This window comes from Streptosporangium sp. NPDC001681 (assembly GCF_040298085.1).
Taxonomy (GTDB): domain Bacteria; phylum Actinomycetota; class Actinomycetes; order Streptosporangiales; family Streptosporangiaceae; genus Streptosporangium.
The window spans coordinates 1-19853 of the sequence record NZ_JBEOZN010000107.1 but is presented as its reverse complement, the minus strand read 5'-3'; the positions used below and the strand labels follow the sequence as shown (position 1 = coordinate 19853).

General features: G+C 70.7%; 16 protein-coding genes. 3 read left to right on the top strand and 13 right to left on the bottom strand.

Translation table 11 applies throughout. From position 1 onward, the window contains the following. Nucleotides 1-36 precede the first annotated feature (36 nt). Together ABT130_RS35395 and ABT130_RS35390 are read left to right on the top strand one after the other, a co-directional pair. A complete protein-coding gene (locus ABT130_RS35395; RefSeq protein WP_350963034.1) occupies nucleotides 37-930 on the top strand; it encodes a phosphotransferase family protein in 894 nt (297 codons plus the stop codon). A gap of 45 nt (nucleotides 931-975) precedes the next feature. After that, entirely contained in the window at nucleotides 976-1266 is a 291-nt protein-coding gene (locus ABT130_RS35390) for a TFIIB-type zinc ribbon-containing protein (protein ID WP_350919669.1), read from the top strand. An 82-nt stretch (nucleotides 1267-1348) separates the two neighbouring features. Here the strand turns inward: ABT130_RS35390 and ABT130_RS35385 are convergent, their stop codons facing one another. Next, nucleotides 1349-2338 carry a hypothetical protein gene (locus tag ABT130_RS35385; RefSeq protein ID WP_350963032.1) on the bottom strand — a complete coding sequence of 330 codons (990 nt, stop codon included), beginning with the start codon at nucleotides 2336-2338 and terminating at the stop codon, nucleotides 1349-1351. Nucleotides 2339-3472: 1134 nt separating this feature from the next. On the opposite strand from ABT130_RS35385, the gene ABT130_RS35380 reads away from it, so the two are divergent. Further along, nucleotides 3473-3799: a hypothetical protein gene (locus ABT130_RS35380; protein WP_350963029.1), complete on the top strand. Its 327-nt coding sequence runs from the start codon at nucleotides 3473-3475 to the stop codon at nucleotides 3797-3799. A gap of 132 nt (nucleotides 3800-3931) precedes the next feature. On the opposite strand, the gene ABT130_RS35375 is transcribed toward ABT130_RS35380, so the two are convergent. From ABT130_RS35375 to scpA, 12 genes are all read right to left on the bottom strand, one after another. Then, nucleotides 3932-5383 (bottom strand): bifunctional phosphatase PAP2/diacylglycerol kinase family protein, encoded by a 1452-nt coding sequence (locus ABT130_RS35375; protein ID WP_350963026.1) that lies wholly within the window; start codon nucleotides 5381-5383, stop codon nucleotides 3932-3934. A gap of 146 nt (nucleotides 5384-5529) precedes the next feature. After that, the gene (locus ABT130_RS35370) at nucleotides 5530-6327 is read right to left on the bottom strand and encodes a polyphosphate kinase 2 family protein (RefSeq protein ID WP_350919678.1); all 798 of its coding nucleotides are present in this window, start codon (nucleotides 6325-6327) and stop codon (nucleotides 5530-5532) included. A 64-nt stretch (nucleotides 6328-6391) separates the two neighbouring features. After that, a complete protein-coding gene (locus tag ABT130_RS35365) occupies nucleotides 6392-8392 on the bottom strand; it encodes a CehA/McbA family metallohydrolase (RefSeq protein ID WP_350963024.1) in 2001 nt (666 codons plus the stop codon). Between the two features lie 255 nt (nucleotides 8393-8647). Further along, nucleotides 8648-9289, bottom strand: a complete 642-nt coding sequence (locus ABT130_RS35360) for a GTP-binding protein (protein ID WP_350919684.1) — start codon at nucleotides 9287-9289, stop codon at nucleotides 8648-8650. Continuing rightward, entirely contained in the window at nucleotides 9270-9656 is a 387-nt protein-coding gene (locus ABT130_RS35355; protein ID WP_326641175.1) for a DUF742 domain-containing protein, read from the bottom strand. The genes ABT130_RS35360 and ABT130_RS35355 overlap by 20 nt, the downstream gene beginning before the upstream one ends. Beyond that, complete coding sequence (locus ABT130_RS35350) at nucleotides 9653-10084, bottom strand: roadblock/LC7 domain-containing protein (RefSeq protein ID WP_350919688.1); 432 nt, start codon at nucleotides 10082-10084, stop codon at nucleotides 9653-9655. Before ABT130_RS35350 ends, ABT130_RS35355 begins: the two co-directional genes overlap by 4 nt. 90 nt (nucleotides 10085-10174) lie before the next feature. Continuing rightward, a complete protein-coding gene (locus ABT130_RS35345) occupies nucleotides 10175-12757 on the bottom strand; it encodes a sensor histidine kinase (protein WP_350963021.1) in 2583 nt (860 codons plus the stop codon). A 205-nt stretch (nucleotides 12758-12962) separates the two neighbouring features. Next, nucleotides 12963-14621 (bottom strand): prenyltransferase/squalene oxidase repeat-containing protein, encoded by a 1659-nt coding sequence (locus ABT130_RS35340; protein ID WP_350963019.1) that lies wholly within the window; start codon nucleotides 14619-14621, stop codon nucleotides 12963-12965. Continuing rightward, nucleotides 14618-15502, bottom strand: a complete 885-nt coding sequence (locus ABT130_RS35335) for a terpene synthase family protein (RefSeq protein WP_350963016.1) — start codon at nucleotides 15500-15502, stop codon at nucleotides 14618-14620. Before ABT130_RS35335 ends, ABT130_RS35340 begins: the two co-directional genes overlap by 4 nt. Continuing rightward, complete coding sequence (locus ABT130_RS35330) at nucleotides 15499-16806, bottom strand: cytochrome P450 (RefSeq protein WP_350963014.1); 1308 nt, start codon at nucleotides 16804-16806, stop codon at nucleotides 15499-15501. Before ABT130_RS35330 ends, ABT130_RS35335 begins: the two co-directional genes overlap by 4 nt. A gap of 527 nt (nucleotides 16807-17333) precedes the next feature. After that, nucleotides 17334-18320 (bottom strand): methylmalonyl Co-A mutase-associated GTPase MeaB, encoded by a 987-nt coding sequence (gene meaB / locus ABT130_RS35325; protein ID WP_350963011.1) that lies wholly within the window; start codon nucleotides 18318-18320, stop codon nucleotides 17334-17336. Next, nucleotides 18304-19853 (bottom strand): methylmalonyl-CoA mutase (scpA, locus tag ABT130_RS35320; RefSeq protein ID WP_350963008.1); only part of this gene is annotated, 1550 nt, incomplete at its 5' end. The genes meaB and scpA, both read right to left, overlap by 17 nt.

Below are 19853 nucleotides of genomic sequence, written 5' to 3'. Positions count from 1 at the left end.
TCGGCAAGATCCTGGATCGAGTGGTTCACTTTCCCGGTGGACAGCGACGATCTGATCGACACATTACGCCGGATCGGCGTCGAGTACGGCGGTGTGGCCGGCACCGTGCTGCCGACCAGGCCGGACGTGATCATCATGCGGGCCGGCTCCGTCGTGGTCAAGGCGCACGCACCGGGGGCGGAGCGGGAACCACTGGTGGAGCGGATGCGGGCCACCGCCCATCCGGCGCTGCGCCAGATCATGCTCCAGCCGGTGACCGAGGAGGTCATGACCGCCGGGGATCGGCTGGTCACCGTCTGGCCGGCCGGGACTCCGGTGGACCCCGAGGATCCGGACGCGGCGCCCTGGGAGGCCGCCGCCCGGCTGCTGGCACGGCTGCACGCCGTACCCGCGCGGACCCTGCCCCCGCTGGGAGCCGCGGGAGGGCCGAGCCGGGTGGCCGCGACCGTCGCCCGCCTGGGCGACCGCTCCGCCGCCGAACTGGCGGTACGCCGGGCCTTCGGCTGCCTGCCCTCCCCTTCCGCGGGCCCCGGCGGCCTGACCCACGGCGACTGGCACATGGGCCAGATGGTCCGCGCGCCGGACGAGTGGATCCTCATCGACATCGACGACCTGGGCGTCGGCGACCAGGCGTGGGACCTGTCCAGGCCTGCCGCCTGGTTCGCGGCCGGGCTGCTGGAACCGCAGGTGTGGCACCGCTTCCTGGATGCCTACCGCGCCGCGGGCGGGGGCGCCGTCCCTCCGGACGGTGACCCGTGGGAACGGCTGGAGATCCCCGCGCAGGCGATGACCGTACAGCTCGCGGCGGCGGCGGTGGCCACCGCCAGGCGGGCGGGGCGCCCGCTGGACGAGGTCGAGGAGATCCTCGTCGAGGCGTGCCTGAGGATTGTCCGACACAGAAGCGCCTGCCATGCTGTGCCCACGCAGTAGGTTGTGGTTACTTGGTAATCACGCCCGAAAAAGGAGACCAGCCAGATGCAGTGCCCCAAGTGTCGGGGCGCCATGCGCACCTACGAGCGCAACGGCGTCCACATCGACCAGTGTGAGAGCTGTCGCGGAATCTTCCTGGACTACGGCGAGCTTGAGACGCTGACCCGCATGGAGAGCCAGTGGTCACAGCAGTCCCACGCTGCTCCGCCGCCTCCTCCGCCGCCGCCCGTGCACGGCGCTCCCGGCTACGGAGCTCCCGCCTGGGGTGCACCGCACCACGGTCACTACGGTCACCACCGCCAGCGCAGCTGGGTGGGGATGCTCTTCTCGACCTGATCGGAGCCGGGGGAACACAGGGACCGCGATCTCACGACGAGATCGCGGTCTTCGCGTCCGTGGCGGCCCACCGAGGAGCAGGTCAGCCGGGGAAGTCGCCCGGCTTGATCCGCTTTGGCTTCACGGTGCCCCCCATGACGGCGTGCAGGGTGATCGTCCAGTCGGTCCAGCGGATCTGGGCCGCGGTGTAGACGGTCCTGAACCGCACGGACTTGCCGAACTGCTCGAAGTCGCACGACCGGGTGAAGCTGCGGGCCTTGGAATCCCAGTCGCTGCCGAAGGTGTAGTAGATCTTGTAGCTGCCGTCCCGCACCCCCCGGATCTTGAACTTCGACTTCTTTCTGACGTACACGGTGACCGCCTTCCGCTTGCCGCGCACCAGGACGACGACGGCGTCCTGCCGGGTGCCGTTGCGCAGTTCGAGGAAGGCGCGCCCCGGACGGCCCTCGGAGGCGATGAACCTGCCGTTGGGCAGCCGGCGGGTGCGCTGCTTGGGCGCCTTGACCGAGATGACGCTCGCCGGATATCCGCTCAGCGCGTCGGCCGCCTTCTCCACATCGGACAGCTCCCCTGCTCTGTCCATGCCGGTCAGCACGGCGGGGCCGGTGCAGAACCGCTGTGCCTCGGCGTCCCGGCGGGCGCCTCCGAAGGCGACCGACAGGGCGCGCAGGGCCTCGACGTAGTCGTCGTGCTGGACCTTCACCTCCGCGGGAGGGGCCAGCTCGGCCAATCGGGTCACCGCGCCGTCCACCGCGGTGGAGGTCTGCTTCAGCCGCTTGTCGAGGGTCTTCAGCCCGCCGGTCGCGGCCAGCTTCTTCACCGCGGCACGCACCGGGCCGCGCGCCTTCTCCAACTCGGTCCGGTACTCCTCGGGCGTCAGCGTCACGACGACGGGTGAGGTGGCGGGTGAGCCGGTGGGCGGCGAAGAGGCCCGGCCGCCGGCCCCCTGGCCCACTCCGGCCACACCACCCGCGGTGGCCGGGCCGACCACCTTCTCGTCAGAGGACGCGGTGCAGGCGGTCAGGGCCACCAGGGTTGCCACGGCACAGGCGAGGATACGGGGGGTAGTCACTTACCAAACTATTGCCGCATCGATCATTGTCCGTCAAACAGTGCCGGAAAATCGGTGGTCTCCACCAACCCCCCTCCCGATTCACGGACAACCACCGGGTGACACCGGCGGATCCCAGGAACGGCAGGTCGTGGCTGACCACGACGAGCGCGCCCCGATAGGCCTCCAGAGCCTGGGCGAGCTGTCTGACGCCACTGGGATTCCGCAGGAAATCGTCATCGGGACAATAAAGGGTCCGCCGAGGTCGGATACGCGCCGGGCCGGAAAGGCGGCTCATGCGACGCGGTGTCCGAAGCCTCAGCACCCCAACGGCCCCTCCTGCGGGAGGGGAATATGACAGCACACCTCTGGTCCTGTCAAGCCTTTTCCCGCACCCTCCGCCATCTGGAGCCCCGAACCGGTTTCGGCTGTTTCCCGGCGGCCGATATGGCGGCGCGAGGTCATGTCCGCCACCACGGCCGGGACAACATGATCTACCCCCACACCACCCGGAGGAGCGGAGGCTGACATGTCCCCTCATACCGACCAGTACGGGTGAACATCCTCGGCCCGACTCTCGCCGGAGTGCGTGGAAGAAAACGGCGAAAAGCCCAGGTGCTTACCTAAACCGGGTCTTTCACCCCCGAAGGCCACCCGCGCCATGAGGAGTTCCCGGAAAACCATGCCATCGGATCAGAAGAGCTTTGGAAACAACTACCCTCGCCACTTGAGGTGTAGCTCAGAGTGATTAAACGCCTTTGATTAATTCTTGTCGGGAACCCTAGGGCAATCAGACTGAACCGCTACCTTTGCCTCCCTGAGATGACCGTTCTCACGCTTCGCACCTAGCGTGAGTCAGATCCGGACGCCAGGTCGGGTGTCGTCCTCGATACCGGTCAGGCGTCTTGGCAGCCCGGGTATCTCCCAGGGTTCCACCGATTCGGCAGGAGTGATCTCTCATGATCATCCTTAGGAACATGCTCGCAGCCGGTGCGATGGTCGTCTCAACCCTCGCCGCCCCCGTAGCGATGTCGGCCCAACCCGCCAGTGCCGGCACTGTGGCACAGGAGGCCACCACGACCGTCCTCACCTCCGCTCAGAAGCCCTGCAGGGAACACGCGAATCCCGCGAGGTGCTTCGCCAGGCGCCACGGCGGTGGCGGCGGTGGCGGCGGAGGCGGTGGCGGCGGAGGTGGCGGTGGTGGTGGCGGCGGAGGTGGCGGAGGCGGCGGCGGAGGCGGCGCCAATGTCAGCAACGTCAACACCAACACCAACATCGTCGGCGGCGGCGGAGGCGGTGGCGGAGGCGGCGGCCCCCGTGGCGGCGGAGGCGGTGGCGGAGGCGGCGGCGGCCCCCGTAGCGGCGGAGGCGGCGGCGGCGGCGGTGGCGGCGGCGGTGGCGGCGGCGGTGGCGGTGGCGGCGGCGGCGGCTGATCCACCGACAGCCTCGGAGACCATCGCCAGATGCATCCGAGACCGCTAGAAACACCGGCGCCCGCCCGATGATCGGGACGGCTCCGGCAGTGAGCCCGCGTCAACAGATCGGGATGTTCCGCACCGGTCGCCCTCGGCGACCGGTGCGGATCCCGATCACTGCCGAGACGTCACCCGGATCTCAGCCGGACGGCCGGACCACGAGGAGCGAGCGCGGGCGCTTGGTGAACTCCGCCTCGCCCGTGACCGTGAACGTCTCACCGTCACGCGCCAGCGGCAGCCGGCCCGAGGGAGCCGAGAGGCGCAGCGTGTCGGCCTGCCACTGCTGGTAGTGGCGTGAGAGCTTCACCCTTGCGGCCAACAGGCTGAGAAACACCCGCACCCGGGGCAACCGGTCGGCGGCGGCGAGCACGCGGATGTCCAGCAGACCGTCTTCCAGGCGTTGCCGCCTGGCGGGAGCACCACCGCGTGCCTCGTAACGACAGTTGCCCACGAACACCGTCCAGACACGCCTGGGCACACCGTCCACGATGAGATCCACCGGCCGCGCGCCCCCGGGGCCGAGGACCTCGGCCATGGCCCAGAACAGCGCGGGCCACGTGCCGATCCGGCTCTGCCGGCGCTCCCTGCTCTCCGCCAGTGCCTGGTAGAGGCCCACACTGACGGAGTTGACGAACGTCCGGCCCGCGACCTCGCCGACGTCGACGGCCACGAGGTCACCGTTGCGGTACGCCTCAGCCGCCTCCTGCACGGTCTCGACTCCGAGCGCGCGGGCGAATCGGCCGCGGACGCCCGTGGGGACGACCAGCAGCGGGGTCGCCGCGCCCGCCGTCTCCTGTGCCGCGAGGTTGACCACGGCGTCCCCTCCGGCCACCGCGAGCACCTTGGCCCGCGAAGCGGCGTCCCGCACGGCGGCTCCGAGGTCGGCACCCGGCGCCACCTCGACGACCTCGGCCCGGGGAAGGGCCGCGCGTAGCGTCTCCGCCGTTCCCGCGGCGGCGTCGGCCGCGCCGTCGACCACGGCGACCGCCCCCTCGCCCTCCGGGTCGAGCAGCGCGGAGGGCGCCGTGAGGGCGGCGCGGGCGTGCCCCGCCTCTCCGGCGTCGGGCCAGATGCGGCGGGTGACCAGTCCCGCCGCCACGCCGATCCCGGCCCCCGCGAGCACGTCGCCCGGATAGTGCACGCCGGTGTAGACGCGGGAGAAGCAGACGGCGGCCGCGAGAAGCGCGACGGGGACCGCGACCGCGCGAGGCGCCTCCATCGCCACGGCCGCGGCGAAGGCGGCCGCCGAGGCGGAGTGGCCCGAGGGGAACGACGCCGAGGTGGGCATCTTGATCAGCCGGGCGAGCGGTAGCCCTTCTGCCGATGGCCGGCTCCGGCGGAAGACCTGCTTGCCGACCAGGTTGACCAGCGGGCTGGCCAGGCTGACCGCGAGCAGCCCTCTGGTCGCGGCGCGGCGCAACGGCCGGCGCCCGCTGACCGCGAACGCTCCGGCCACCCCGGCCCACAGCAGGGAGTTGTCCGCCGCGCGTGACAGCGCGGGCACGACACGTTCGAGACCGGGAAACCTCGCGCTCGCCACCATGGCGAACACCCTCCGGTCCAGCCTGCTCAGCCGTGAGCTCAACCGCATGCGTCACACCCTCCCGCGACGACGAAGAACGATGACAGACGAACGGACAGTCATTTGATTCTGCCGTCTACCCTGACAGGCGGTGCCCGGCACGTCCCCACCGCTTCCATGCTTCTTGTCAGAACGGCTTTAACGACACGGTCCCGCTAGTCGTCCGCCACATCCTCCGCCCCGGCCTCCGGCGCGGCGGGGATCGCCGGCTCGTAGCCCCGGGCGGCGAGTTCGGCCTCGATCGCGGCGCAGACGGTCTCCACCACCGTGACGCGGGCCAGGCGTTTGTCGTCACCGGGGACCACGTGCCACGGCGCCTTCGGATGGTCGGTACGTGCGAGCATGTCCTCCACCGCGGCCTCGTACAGCGGACGCTTCTCGCGGTTGCGCCAGTCCTCGTCCGTGAGCTTCCAGGCCCGCAGCGGGTCACCGGCCCGGTCCTGGAAGCGCCGTAGCTGCTCGTCCTCGGAGACGTGCATCCAGAACTTGACCAAGATCATGCCCTCGGCCGTGAGGGTCCGCTCGAACTCCACGATCTCCCCGTACGCGCGGGACCACTGCTCCTCGGTGGCGAAGCCCTCGACCCGCTCCACCAGCACCCGGCCGTACCAGGAGCGGTCGAGCACGGTCATCCCGCCCCAGCCGGGCAGGACCGGCCAGAACCGCCACAGGAAGTGGTGGCGCTTCTCGTCGTAGGTCGGCGCGGCGAACTGCGCGACGCGAACGTGGCGCGGGTCCAGCGGGCGCACCAGCCGCTTGATGGCACCTCCCTTGCCCGAGGCGTCCCACCCCTCGAAGACCACGCACAGCGGCGGACCGATGCGCTGCTCGCCGACCTGACCGCCGAGCGTGAGCCGCAGGTGGAGCAGGCGTTCGAGAGCGGCGTCGAGCCGCTCGGAGGCCTCGTTCTTGGTGAGCTTCCGTGACAGGTCAACCTCAGCCAGGCGATTCATGCTGACAAGCCTCGCATGTCCCATCCCGTGGGCACTCCCGAGGAGCGGCTCCGGTCGCGCGCCGTCAGGTCAGGCGTTCCCGGTAGACCTCTCTGGCCCGGCCGATCAGGTCAAGATGGTCGGTGAGCTGCCCGGCCGTCTCGAAGACGCCCTCCTCGCGAAGGAGCGCCTCCAGGGTGTCCAGCCACTCCAGGCACCAGCCGACGTCCTCGGCCCTGGCCACGTGACGGCCGCCCACGTCGAGGTAGACCGGGCTGGTGTGGGCGTACACCTCGCCGGTGAAGGACCGCTCGTGCGGGCCACCGGTGGCGAGGGCGACCACGTAGGTGGGGTCGCCGACGACCAGTTCCGCGGTCAGTTCGCCGGGCGGCCCCTCGGCCAGCACGCCGTCGGCTGTGCGAATCTCCAGCCGCTGCACCTCGGGCCCCACCGACCGGGCGGTGATCGTGATCCGCTCGCCCGGCGACAGGTCCAGGGTGGCACCGGGGCCGTGGCCTCCGGCCGACAGCTCCAGCCAGGGGCCGGTGGTACCGAAGGTACGGCCCCTCCTGACCGCCTCGGCGAACGACGCGGCGCTCAGCGCTCCGTCCACCCGGGCGTAGACCCGCGCCCAGCCGGGCGGGTTGGACTGGTTTCCCCGCCGGGCGAAGGAGACCATCGCATCGGTCCCCGCGGTGACCGCGATGCGGTTGCCCGCCCCGATCAGGCGCCGGTAGACGGCGGCGGTCGCGGTGATCGAGGTCTGGCTGAGCACGTCGAGGGTGTCGACGAGGCCGAGGGCCGCGTCGGCGACGATCTCCCTGGAGGAGCAGTTGCGTCCCCACAGCAGTGCCTTGTCCGGTGCGTCGGCGTCGGCGAACGGCGTGTGGAAGGGATGACTGTAGCCGGTCACGGCGCCGAGGCCGCGGAGTTCCTCGCAGGCGACGCTGTTGGGGGGCCAGTCGGCGGTGCCGAGGAAACCCGTGTGGAACCGTGAGGGCGGAGCCGAGACGCCGAAGGCGTAGAGGTGGCCGAGCAGGTCGTTGCGGTACTCCACACCGATCCTGGCCACGTGCGAGGCGTCGGACCAGGGCAGGTCACGTCCCGCCCAGTGCTCCAGCGCCTCGGAGTCGTAGACCCGCTCGGAGGAGACGTTCCCCGCGACCAGGTTGAGGACGTGCAGGTCCTCGCCGTGCTGCATGGTCCCCGCGAGCTCGGGCGTGCCGACCATGTCGCCCGCCCAGTTGAGGTGGACGTGCATGTCCCCGCCGTACCAGCCGAGGGCCGCCGCGTCGTAGAGCCGCTCGGGGGTCAGCTCGACGAGGGTCTCCTCCCCCTCGGCCGGGGTGAGCGTGACCTCGGCGGAGCCGTACTCCATGCCCCTGGAGACCCGGACCGTCAGCGTCTCGGCCGGGACGTCCAGGACCAGGTCGTCGCCGTGGAAGTAGGGCATCACGTGGTAGTCGTACCTGTCGGGGGCACCCTCGGGATACCAGCCCTGCCCGTGCTCGCCGTACACGCTCCACTTGCACGCCAGGCCCGCGCGCACCCGCAGGCGGGCCGCGGGGACCCGGCGTGCCAGTGACGACAGGTCGACCGGTAGGCCGTCGGCGACCACCTCGCTCCGATTCGTGATCTTGATGAGCCGGGCACCGCCGGGGCCGACCACGTGTGCCCGCCCGTCCACCAGCACGGTGACCGGCTCCGGCCTGGCGGAGTCGACCAGCAGCGTCGTGCGCAGGGGGCTGCCGTCCAGCACGGCCCGCGCCCGCGCCTCGACCACGGCGCCCTCCCTGGTGAGGCGGAGCGCGGCGAGGTTGTCGAGCACCCTGCCCGCCAGGACAGCGCGGACCACCTCGTCCATGTCCAGCTCGTCGAGGCGGTCCCCGATCTCCTTGAACGGCATTCCCGGGTAGCGGGCGCCGAGCATGCCGTAACAGACCTCCCAGAAGGTCGTCGTGCCCATCAGGTAGGCGTCGGTGGCCATCGACTTGACGTAGAAGATGGGATCCTCACCCCAGGTGACCCCGTGCTCGGCCAGCAGTGCCCGGTACTCTCCGAGCGCCCGCGCCACGGTGAGAGGCATGTTCGGATCGTCACACATAGGGCTCTCCACGCGGTAGGACTCCCGGTGATCGCCGCTATCGTGACACGCCGGACACGGGGCATCGCGTACACGTGTCCGAGGGGAAGGGATTCATCCCTGCCGGAGGGACAAAAACGCTCCCGGGACGGTGACGATCCGCCCCGGAGGTGGGCGTGCCCACCGTGCGGGACCACCCGCTCCACGGGGAGGACGGGCTCGATGGTTCCCGTCCGCCCCGGAAGGGGGACATGGGCGTCAGCGGGTCCCGGTCCGCTCCGCGGAGGGTTCGACGCTCCCCGGAGAGGACGGCATGCCCAGCCGCATCCGCATCGCGTGCTCCACGAGGGCGATGAGCACCTCCTTGCCCGACTCCCGCTGCCTGGCGTCGCACAGCACGATCGGGATGTCCTCGTGGAGGGTCAGCCCGAGCCTGACCTCGTCGAGCTCGTAGCGGCGAGCCCCGTCGAAGCAGTTGACCGCGACGATGAAGGGCGTCTCGCGCCGCTCGAAGTAGTCGAGCGAGGGGAAGCAGTCGGCCAGCCTGCGGGTGTCGGCGAGGACCACCGCGCCCAGCGCGCCCAGCGCCAGCTCGTCCCAGAGGAACCAGAAGCGCTCCTGCCCAGGCGTGCCGAACAGGTAGAGGCGGTAGTCGTCGCCGATGGTGATGCGGCCGAAGTCCATCGCGACAGTGGTGGTCTGCTTGGTCTCCACGCCCGACAGGTCGTCGACACCGATACCCCGGTCGCTCAGGGTCTCCTCGGTGCGCAGCGGCTCGATCTCGGAGACCGCGCCGACCAGCGTGGTCTTGCCCGCGCCGAATCCTCCGGCGACCAGGATCTTGATCGCCTTGGGCAGCTTCGCGCGCCCGGCGTCACGGCTAGAGCGCACGGAGTCCATCGAGCACCGCCCTGTACAGCCTCTCGTCGTGCATGTCCGTCTCCGAATGCGGTTCTTGTATGGCGATGAATCCCTGGTCGAGCAGGTCACTGAGCAGGACACGGACCGTGCCTGCCGGAAGGTTCATGTGGGCGGCGATCTCCGCGACCGACTGGGCCAACTGGCAGAGCCGGACGATGGCCAGGCACTCCGGGTCCAGGCCCGGCTCCCTCGACGAGACCTGCCGGATGGTCACCACCAGGGTGATGAGGTCGAACCTGCCGCGGGTCGGTTCGGTCCTGCCTCGCGTCAGGATGTACGGCCTGACGATCGGCCCCGCCTCGTCCCCGACCCACTGGGCCTCGGGCTGCTCGTCGAAGATGCTCATCGCGTGCCGTCGCCTCTGAAGGAGGAGTCGGCGGTCCGGGTGGGCGAGGTGAGGTACTGGCCGACGCGGGTGACGAGCATGGCCATCTCGTAGGCGACCAGGCCGACGTCGGCCTCGGCTCCGCAGAGCACCGCCAGGCACGCTCCCTGCCCGGCGGCCGTCACGATCAGGTACGCCGTCCGCATCTCGATGATGGTCTGGCGCATCGGCCCGCCACCGACCCGGTCGCTGACCCCCCGGCCCAGGCTCTGGATCGCCGATCCGACGGCGGCCAGATGTTCGGCGTCGGCGGGGGAGAATCCCGCCGACGCGGCGAGCAGCAGGCCGTCTGTGGAGAACACGATTCCGTGCTGAGCTTCCTCCACCCGCGAGACCAGGTCGTCCAGCAACCAGGCCAGGTCCGTGAAAGATCCTGTTCCCTGCACCACTCGTTGTCCTCTCCTTCTGCCTGCCGATGTTCCGTCGCCGGCCCTCGGCGCCTCATCGGCACCGACCCGGCACACGCTCACATATTGGGGTCACCCGACGGGCCCACCCTCGTCCACGGGATCGCCTGCCCGCCTGGTCAGCTGGGCCGCGTCGTCGCGGCCGCGGCGCGTGCCCGTTTGGAAGGACGTCATGGCCGCGCGGATCATCTCCGGGGAGCGCTCGTCGGCGCCGTCGTCGTCCGGGGGCACCGGCGCGGCCACCTCGTCGTCCTGCAGCGGGGCGGCGAGATGCGTCTGGGGAACACGCCTCGGGAGGCCGCCCGGTGTGTGGCTGCTGTCGGGCGGGGGCAGCACGGGCGGCAGTGTCGCCCCCGGGCCGCCCGCACGTCCGGGAGCGGTGGAGCCGTCGGGCGCGCCCGGTGCGGCGGGAGGCCCGGGGTTCGTGAAGTCGGGCAGGCTCATAGGTGCTCCGGAGTCGGGCAGCTGCCTGAGTGCCGCGGGATCGGCGAAGCGGCCGGGAGACGCCGGATCGGCGAGACCCGCGGGAAGACCAGGGTCTGCGACGCGGCCGGGAGACGCGGGTTCCCACGCCTCGGGCCAGGCACCCGGGACGGACTCGTCGACGGGCTCTCCCTCGGCGCCGCCGGTCCGCACCGGGCCGGCGATGCCCAGGGGATCGCCGGCCCGGCCACGGACCGCGGCGACCGCGGACGTGGTGCCGTTCATCTCGCCGCTGCTCGCCGGGCGTGCCTGCGGCACGCCGACGCCGACGGAGGCTTCCGGCTGCTCCTCGTTGATCAGGTCCTGCGGGATGAGGACGACGACGGTCGTGCCGCCGTACGGGGACGCCTTGAAGGTCACCCGGATCTCGTGCCGTTCGGCCAGGCGGCTGACGACGTACAGGCCCAGCCTGGCGTTGCCGGAGAGCTTGAGCTCCGGGGGGTTGGCGATCCGCTCGTTGGCGCTCGCGATGTCCGCGGCACTCATGCCCAGCCCCCGGTCCTCGATCTCCAGCGCGTAGCCGTGGGCCACGAGGTGTCCGCCGACCTGGACCGTGGTGTAGGGCGGGGAGAAGGACGCCGCGTTCTCGACGAGCTCGGCGATCAGATGGATCACGTCGCTCACGGCCCGGCCGTCCAGCGCCACCTCGCCCAGGGGCATCACGTCGACCCGGGTGTAGTCCTCGATCTCGGCGAGCGAGCCGCGGACCACGTCGATCATCGGGACCGCGTCGCGCCAGGCGCGGCCGGGCGCCGCGCCGGAGAGCACGAGGAGGTTCTCCGCGTAGCGCCGCATCCGGGTCGCCAGGTGGTCGAGCCGGAACAGGTCGCGCAGCTCCTGCGGGTCGTTCTCGCGCCGCTCCATGACGTCGAGCACGCTCAGCTGGCGATGCACGAGCGACTGGGTGCGGCGGGCGAGGTTGCGCAGGATGTCGGCGATGTCGCGACGGAGCTGGGCCTGCTCCGCGGCGACCTTGATGGCGGTCTGCTGTACGGCGTTGAACGCCTGGCCGACCTGCCCGATCTGGTCGTCGCCGAACTTGAGGGGCGGCGCCTCGGCCGCGACGTCCACCACCTGCCCGTGGCCGATCCGCTCGACCACGGAGGGCAGCCGCTCGTTGGCGAGCTCCCAGGCGGCGGCCCGCAGCTTCTCCAGCTGCTGGACCAGGGCGCGGGCCGTGGTGATGGCCAGGACGACCGAGGCGATGACGGCCACGAGGCCCAGGCCGCCGGCCAGCGCGAGCCGTACTATGACGCCGACGGCGACCGGGCCCGACCGCTCGACCACGCCGTCGCCGGCCGTGAGCACCGCCTCCGTCAGCTTGGCCTGTGCGGGCTGGGCGTCGGAGCTCCATCGCGCGACGTCGATCATTCCGGTCGACACCACGTTCGCGTCCCCGATCAGCTGCTCCTCCATGGCTCTCAGCCGAGTGAACTGCTCGCTGGTGGCCAGCTGCCGGTAGGCTTCCTGGTCGGCCGCGGGCAGTTCGGCCACCGCCTCGGTGAGGAGGAAGCGCCGCGTGCCGATGATCTGCGTGAGCCTGACCTGCTCGCCGTCGGCGAACCTGCCCGCCGTCAGGGCGCCCATCACCAGGGCGTCTCCCTGGGACAGCAGGTCCCGGGCCCGGTTCATCTCGATGAGCGTGCGGGTGTCCTTGGCGAGTTCCTCGTCGTCCAGCGTGGCCAGCGAGTCGTAGACGCGGTAGACGGAGTCGACGATACCGGTGAACTCCGCGGCCGCCCAGGTCCGGCTGCCCCGGCCCGTGTCGATCGCCTTGCGCGTGGTGGCCAGCTCGTCCAGCAGCTGGCGTGTCTCGGCGATACGATGCCCCAGGGCCGAGCTTCCCAGCAGTTGCACGCTGCTGCTGCCGGCGGTGAGCTCCCGGAAGTTCGCACCCGCGGCGTCGGTGCGTCCGCGCTGGGCGGCCAGCGCGTCGCGCCGCCGGCGTTCCGTGCCGCCCGCGCCCAGCGTGATCGCGGTAAGCCGTCGTTCCGCCTGCAACTCGACGATGAGCCGTTCGCCCGGCTCCGCCACGTCGGTGTTGAGGGTCGCCACGCCCAGCATGTTCAGACCGTCACGGACCGTCACCCATGCCGTGAACGCCCAGAGCGCGGTGAGCGACACCAGAAGTGCCGTGACCTTGGTCCGCAAGCTCGCGTTACGCAAGCGCATGGTATCCACCCCGGGAAGCAGAAAGAAAATAGACGGCACATTTTTGCGGCAGTCGACGCATGTAGTTCAAACGGTCGCCACATCGCATGGGTCAGCGGGACATCCCACATCACACCCGCCGAACCCTAGCAATGTCACTAAACACACTCAAGGCGGGACAGAGTAGATGAGCCCTTCTGTCCTGTTTTGAATTCATAGTCAATTCTCAATACGAGTCGTCCTCAGGAAGTGAGAGCGCGCGCCGTGCCAGGTGAAGCGCGCCCAGAACGGCTGCCCTGACGATCGCCACCGGCAGGTACAGATCCTTGTCGACCCAGAGCGACGGCGCCTCGCCGTCCCGGGTGGCCGCCAGGCGACGGTATCCGCGTTCCACGGCCTCCCGCCACCGCTCCTCCTCCCGCGTCGCGCCGGCCAGCAGCAGGGTCTGCAGCGCGTAGGCGGTCTCCTCCGCGGTGCCCTCCCAGCGGCCCCACGACCCGTCCGCGCGCTGGGTGCCGAACACCCACGCCAGTGCCCCGCCCACCGCGCCCGCCGACTCCTCACCGCCGAACTCGCGCAGCGCGATGGCGCAGCAGGCGGTGGCGTAGTACGGCGAGACGTGCCAGCGGTCCGTCCAGCTGCCGTCCGCCTCCTGGCGGGCACGCAGCCACGCCGCCAGCTTGGTCACGACGGCCTCGTGGCGGGGCTCTCCCCCGCACCTGCGCAGGTACTCGCCGAAGGCGTCGAGCACGTGCGCGTTGGTCGTCGGGGACATCCCCTCCTCCCCGCGCCAGGTGCAGAAGTGGGTCTCCATCTCGAACGGCCACAGCCCCTCGGGCTCGCGCGGCTCGCCGATCAACGCCAGCGCGTACAGGGCGACGGAGGTGGTGTCGGCGTCCTCGGGAAGACCGGGCCCCGTGGCGGCCCCCTCGGGGCCGAGCCCGTCCCGCAGGCTCGCGACCAGCTCCGGTGACACGTCCACCGGGATTCCCGCGCGCCGCAGCCAGCTGAGCGTCCAGCCTCGCTCGAACACGCTGATGGGGAGGGCACAGGGCACCGGCCCGCCGGTGGAGGCCACGACCGCCTCCAGGTAGCGCCGTACGGCCGCTTCCTGGCCTGGCCTGGAGCCGGGCGACGCGGCCAGCCAGGCGGCGCCGGCCGCGGGCGAGGCGCCGACGGCCGCCATCCCGCCGGGCATCGGCGTGGGGAGGATCCCGGAGGCCGCCGTCGCCTCCGCTCCCGCGATCTCAAGGGCGTGGACCAGCTTCTGCGGTATCTCCGCGCCCGACGCCAACCACGCCCTGACCCCGGCCAGCTTGGCACCGTCCAGGCCCGGGGGTGGTTTCGGCCCCTCCCCGTCAAGGTGGCCGTCGATCAGGGAGAGCAGGGACGACACGATGAGCTCGATCGCGGGCGTGTCCGGCAGGGGCGCGGCGGAGCGGGAGCGATTCCGCACGGCCTCCAGCCCGCGATCGGCCGCCTTGGCGAGCAGATCGGGGTCGGCGGAGGTGCCGCGCCCGATCTCGGCCAGCAGCGCCTCGACCGCGCTCAGGGTGGGGACCAGAGCATGGTCGCCGGATGAGTGCCAGCCGCCGTCCGGCCGCTGGGTGGCGAGCAGGAACCCGATCCGCTCGGTGTGCCCGGTCAGCCACGGGGCCAGGCTCACCAGCCGGCCCGTCTCGTACGGGGAGGCGGACACCTGCCCCCAGGGCTGGGCCAGCAGCCCGGCGACCAGCTCGCGCGCCTCGGCGACCGTGTCGATTCCGTCGCCTGCCCCGGTGCCGCTCTTCGTGCCGCTCCCCGCGTCGTACCCGTCGAGGGTTCCCCGGCCGATCGCCGGCGAGGCGCCGAGCACCGCAGGAGCGGACAGGCCGTCGACGCTCACAACGCCCCCCAGTAGTCACCGACCTGGTAGAAACCGGCGCAGAAGTCCATCTGTCGTTCCATGTAGCCCGCCAGCTCCGGATGAGCCTCCCGGAGCGGGGCGACCAGTTCCCTGCTCCGTGCCGCCAGCTCGGCGATCCGCCGCTCCACCTCGGCGCGGCCGATGTCGAGCAGCAGGACGTTGAGGTCTCCCCAGGCGACGTCCCGTTCGTAGGTGCCCAGGTCGTTGAGGAGGCGGATGACCCGTTGCACGGCCCGGCCCGCCTCGCGCAGCGGACCGACGTCCGCGACCGCGCCCTGGCCCGTGACGTGGATCCAGTGGGCGGCGAACACGAAGGAGAAGCCGAGGTTGTCGGCGTTGCCGAGATACTCCTCGAAGGTCGGCGTGACCTTGTCGCTCTTCCAGCGCCACTCCGTGAGCATCCCGTCCAGCATGCGTTCCAGCTCGTCGCGCCAGATCGGTCCGAGCTCGGGGAAGGCGGGCGAGGAGGCGAGTTCGTCGCGGATGTCGGCGAGCATGCGGGTGAGGTCGTCGCCGGGAACCGGTGGCCCCCCGGCGGCCACGTCCAGGCACCGCCGGGCGATGTCCGCCACCTCGGCCGGCGAGGTGGCGACGTAGTCGACGAGCCAGTCCAGCCCGAACGCCCACAGGGAGGTCTTGTTCGCCATCCGCAGCTGCTCGGCGGTGAACCAGGGCCCGCCGAACGCCATGGCCAGCGAGAGGGTGCTGTACAGGGCCGCGTCGAAGGGCTTCGCGGAGAACAGACCGGGATAGGTCTCCGCCCACTCGCGCATCTCCCGCTGGGAGTGGCCGGCACGGGCGCAGATCGTCCCGGCCTCCACCGCCTCCGGCCGGACGCCGAGGTCGGGCCGCCCCGTCATCGCGGGCCCCCGTCCCGATCGTGCCGGGCGGAGGACACGCCCAGTTCGACCTTTCCCTTGGGGCGCAGTGAGGCGGCCCACGCCGTGACGAACGGCCCCGGCGTGCGCACCGACATCCGGAACCGGCTGAGGATGCTCGCGACCACCAGTGGCGTCTCGACGTAGAACAGGGGCTCGCCCAGGCATTTGTGCGGCCCGCCGCCGAAGGGGAAGTAGGCGTACCTGTGCCTGCGCTCCTCGCTCTCGGCCCTGCCGGGCGCGAACCGCTCGGGGTCGAACTCGTCCGGACGCTCCCAGAACTCCGCAAGCCGCTGGGTGGCGTACGGGGTGATCAGCACTGTCGAGCCGGCCTTGATCCGCACGCCGCCGATCTCCGCGTCCTCCATGACCACGCGAGGGAGCAGCCAGCCCGCCGGGTACAGGCGCAGGGTCTCCTGGAGGACCATGCGGGTGTAGGTGAGGTGGGGGATGTGCTCGGGACGGGCCGGCCCATCGCCCACCACCTCGTCGATCTCCGCCTGGAGCCGGGCCTTGACGTCCGGGTGCTCGTCCAGCAGCAGCCACAGCCAGGTGAGGACCATCGCGGTGGTCTCCGACGACGCGGCGTACACGCTGACCAGGGCGTCGCGGATCTGCTTCTCGGTGAGCGCGTCGCCGTTCTCGTCGACGGACCGGCAGAGCACGGAGATGATGTCGACATTGTCGTCAGGGGCGGCCATCGCCTTCCTGACCACGGGAAAGACCACGCCGTCGATCTTCTTGACGGCCTTCAGGAAGGCCCGGTCCCCAGGTATCCGGATGAAATACGGCATGAACGGCATGAGAATCCGGTAGACGAGCGAGTGGGACACCCGTTCGAAGGCGGGGATGATGCGGTCCCCGTCCTCCCGGTTCAGCTTGTCCCCGAACAGCACCCGGTTGACGATGTAGCTGAGGATCCTGGACATCTCCGTGGCCGCGTCGAAGGTGCGCCCCGACCTGGCGTACTCGTCCCACTCCTGGACGCGCCCGGCGACGCGCCTGGACACCTCCTCGGTGATCGTGGCGATGTACCTCGTGGTGAACAGCGGCTGCAGGACCTTCCGGCTGTTCTGCCAGTGCTCGCCGTCGCTCATGATGCTGTGCCCGAAGATCCGCTCCAGCGGGCGCCAGAACATCCCCAGGCGCTGGTAGTTCGTCCATTCGACGCGCATCACCTGCTGGACGTGGTCGGGATGGGTGACCAGGTAGGGGCGGAACAGCCCCAGCTCCAGCCGGACGACCTCCCCCTCTGCCTCCCGGGCGAACTCGGCGAGCGCGGCCACCGGTTCGCGGTACAACTTCGGCAGAGCCCTGCGTATCGAAACGGACCTCACTCGGCGACCGGAACCAGCATGCACGTCGATGGCCATGGACAAACGTCTCCCACCTCACGTGATGTGAATTCGCGCAGCATGAGACCACCGCCCGCGCGGGTGAGCGCAGCGGTGTTCGAAAACGGGACGTCCCACTCGTCCCACTCCTGCTCGGCGTGCGGATAACGACTGGTCAGCCAACGAATCAGGGTCGACCGGCCGACAATCCTTCTAGGGCGCTCCGAGCCTCCTCGTCTGTCTCATTACCTGCTTTAAGCACTAAAGCGCATCACATCTCAGCATTGGTAAATCTTTGCACGAAGTATCACACGACCTACCAGAAGTGATCAAGCTCGTATTCGATATAAACCTTGCCGGTTCCGGACACAGGCCTCGTTAACCTACGCTTAACACGGTTGCGTAAATGGCGGATCGGCCTCTCGTCAACGCCATCACCCGAGGTCACCCAGGGTTACGAGGGGCCGTGCCCGGAGCCGTCAGTCGCCCCTGCCGAAGGCCGCGAGGATGCGGTCGGCCGCCAGCGAGGGGGTGACCTCACCCTCGGCGACCTCGCGTTCCAGCTCGGTGATGATCGCCGCGACCTCGGGGTGCTCGCGGAGCCGGGCGAGCAACCGGTCGGTGACCATGGCCCAGGTCCAGCGGACCTGCTGGCGGCGGCGGCGCTCGGCCAGCTCCCCCGAGGCCTCCAGCGCGTCACGGTGCCTGACGACCTGGTGCCAGACCTCCTCCAGGCCGTTACCGGTCATCCCGCTGCAGGTGAGCACCGGAGGCGTCCGCTCCGCGCCCAGCAGGCGGAGTGCTCCGGCGAGTTCCCTGGCGGCCCTGCGCGCGTCCAGCTCGTGGGAACTGCCCTCGGCACCGTCGGCCTTGTTGATAGCGATCACGTCGGCCAGCTCCAGCACGCCCTTCTTGATGCCCTGAAGCTGGTCGCCCGTCCTGGCCAGGGTGAGCAGCAGGAAGGTGTCGACCATGTCGGCGACGGTGGTCTCCGACTGGCCGACGCCGACGGTCTCCACCAGGACGACGTCGTACCCGGCCGCCTCCACCACGACCATCGCCTCGCGGGTCGCCCTGGCCACCCCGCCCAGAGTGCCCGAGGTGGGCGAGGGGCGGATGAAGGCGTTCGGGTCGACCGCCAGGCGGGACATCCTGGTCTTGTCGCCCAGGATGCTCCCGCCGGTACGGGTCGAGGACGGGTCGACGGCGAGCACCGCCACCCGGTGGCCCTCCCCGGTCAGCCGCGTGCCGAGCGCGTCGACGAACGTGGACTTGCCGACGCCGGGCACGCCGGTGATGCCGACCCTGCGCGCCGCGCCGGCCAGCGGGGTCAGCTCGACCAGCAGCCGCTGGGCCAGTTCCCTGTGGTCGGCCCTGGAGGACTCCACCAGTGTGATCGCCCGCGCGATCCACACCCTGGAGCCCTCCTTCACCCCCTGGACGTAGTCGTCAAGCGTCCGCGTCATGACCCAGCCGGGTGAGCAGGTCCGCCAGCAGGCCCCTGGCCGCGTCGGCGATGACGGTGCCGGGCGGGAAGATCGCGCTCGCGCCCGCGGCGCGCAGCTCGTCGAAGTCGCCCGGCGGGATGACACCGCCGACCACGATCATGACGTCCTCCGCGCCCAGCTCGGCCAGCGCCTCGCGGAGCGCCGGTACGAGCGTGAGGTGGCCGGCGGCCAGCGAGTTCACGCCGACCACGTGCACGTCCGCCTCGACCGCCTGCCGGGCGACCTCCTCGGGCGTCTGGAACAGCGGGCCGACGTCCACGTCGAAGCCGAGGTCGGCGAAGGCCGTGGCGATCACCTTCTGGCCCCGGTCGTGACCGTCCTGGCCCATCTTCGCCACCAGGATCCGGGGGCGGCGGCCCTCCAGCCGCTCGAACTCGGCGCACGCCTCGCGGACCGCGTCCACGCCGGATCCCACCTCCTCGCGATACACGCCGGTGATCGTACGGATCTGTGCCGCATGCCGCCCGAACACCCGCTCCAGGGCGTCGGAGATCTCCCCGACCGTGGCCATGGCACGGGCCGCCTCGATCGCCAGCGCGAGCAGGTTCCCGTCGCCCGCGGCTCCCTTGGTGAGTGCCGTCAGTGCCTCCTCCACCCGCCCGGGGTCGCGCTCGGCGCGCAGGCGGCGCAACTTGTCGAGCTGCTGGGCGCGTACGGAGGTGTTGTCGACCTTGAGCACCTCGATGGGCTCGTCGGCGTCGGGCCGGTACTTGTTGACGCCGATGACCGGCTGGCGCCCGGAGTCGATGCGCGCCTGGGTACGGGCGGCGGCCTCCTCGATGCGGAGCTTGGGCAGCCCGGCGTCGATGGCCTTCGCCATGCCCCCGGCGGCCTCCACCTCCTCGATGTGGGCCCATGCCCTGGTCGCCAGCTCGTGGGTGAGCCGCTCGACGTAGTAGGAGCCGCCCCAGGGGTCGATCACCCGGCAGGTGCCCGACTCCTGCTGGAGCAGCAGCTGGGTGTTGCGGGCGATCCGCGCGGAGAAGTCGGTGGGCAGGGCCAGTGCCTCGTCCAGCGCGTTGGTGTGCAGCGACTGGGTGTGGCCCTGGGTCGCGGCCATCGCCTCGACACAGGTGCGGACGACGTTGTTGTAGACGTCCTGGGCGGTGAGCGACCAGCCGGAGGTCTGCGAGTGGGTCCGCAGCGAGAGCGACTTGGGGTTCTTGGCTCCGAACCCGGACACCAGCCGCGACCAGAGCAGCCGGGCGGCCCGCAGCTTGGCGACCTCCATGAAGAAGTTCATGCCGATGCACCAGAAGAACGACAGGCGCGGCGCGAACCTGTCGATGTCCATACCCGCCTCGACACCCGCCCGCAGGTACTCCACCCCGTCGGCGAGGGTGTAGGCGAGCTCCAGGTCACACGTGGCCCCGGCCTCCTGGATGTGGTATCCGGAGATCGAGATCGAGTTGAACTTCGGCATCCTCTCGCTGGTGTACGCGAAGATGTCGGAGATGATCCGCATCGAGGGGCCCGGCGGGTAGATGTAGG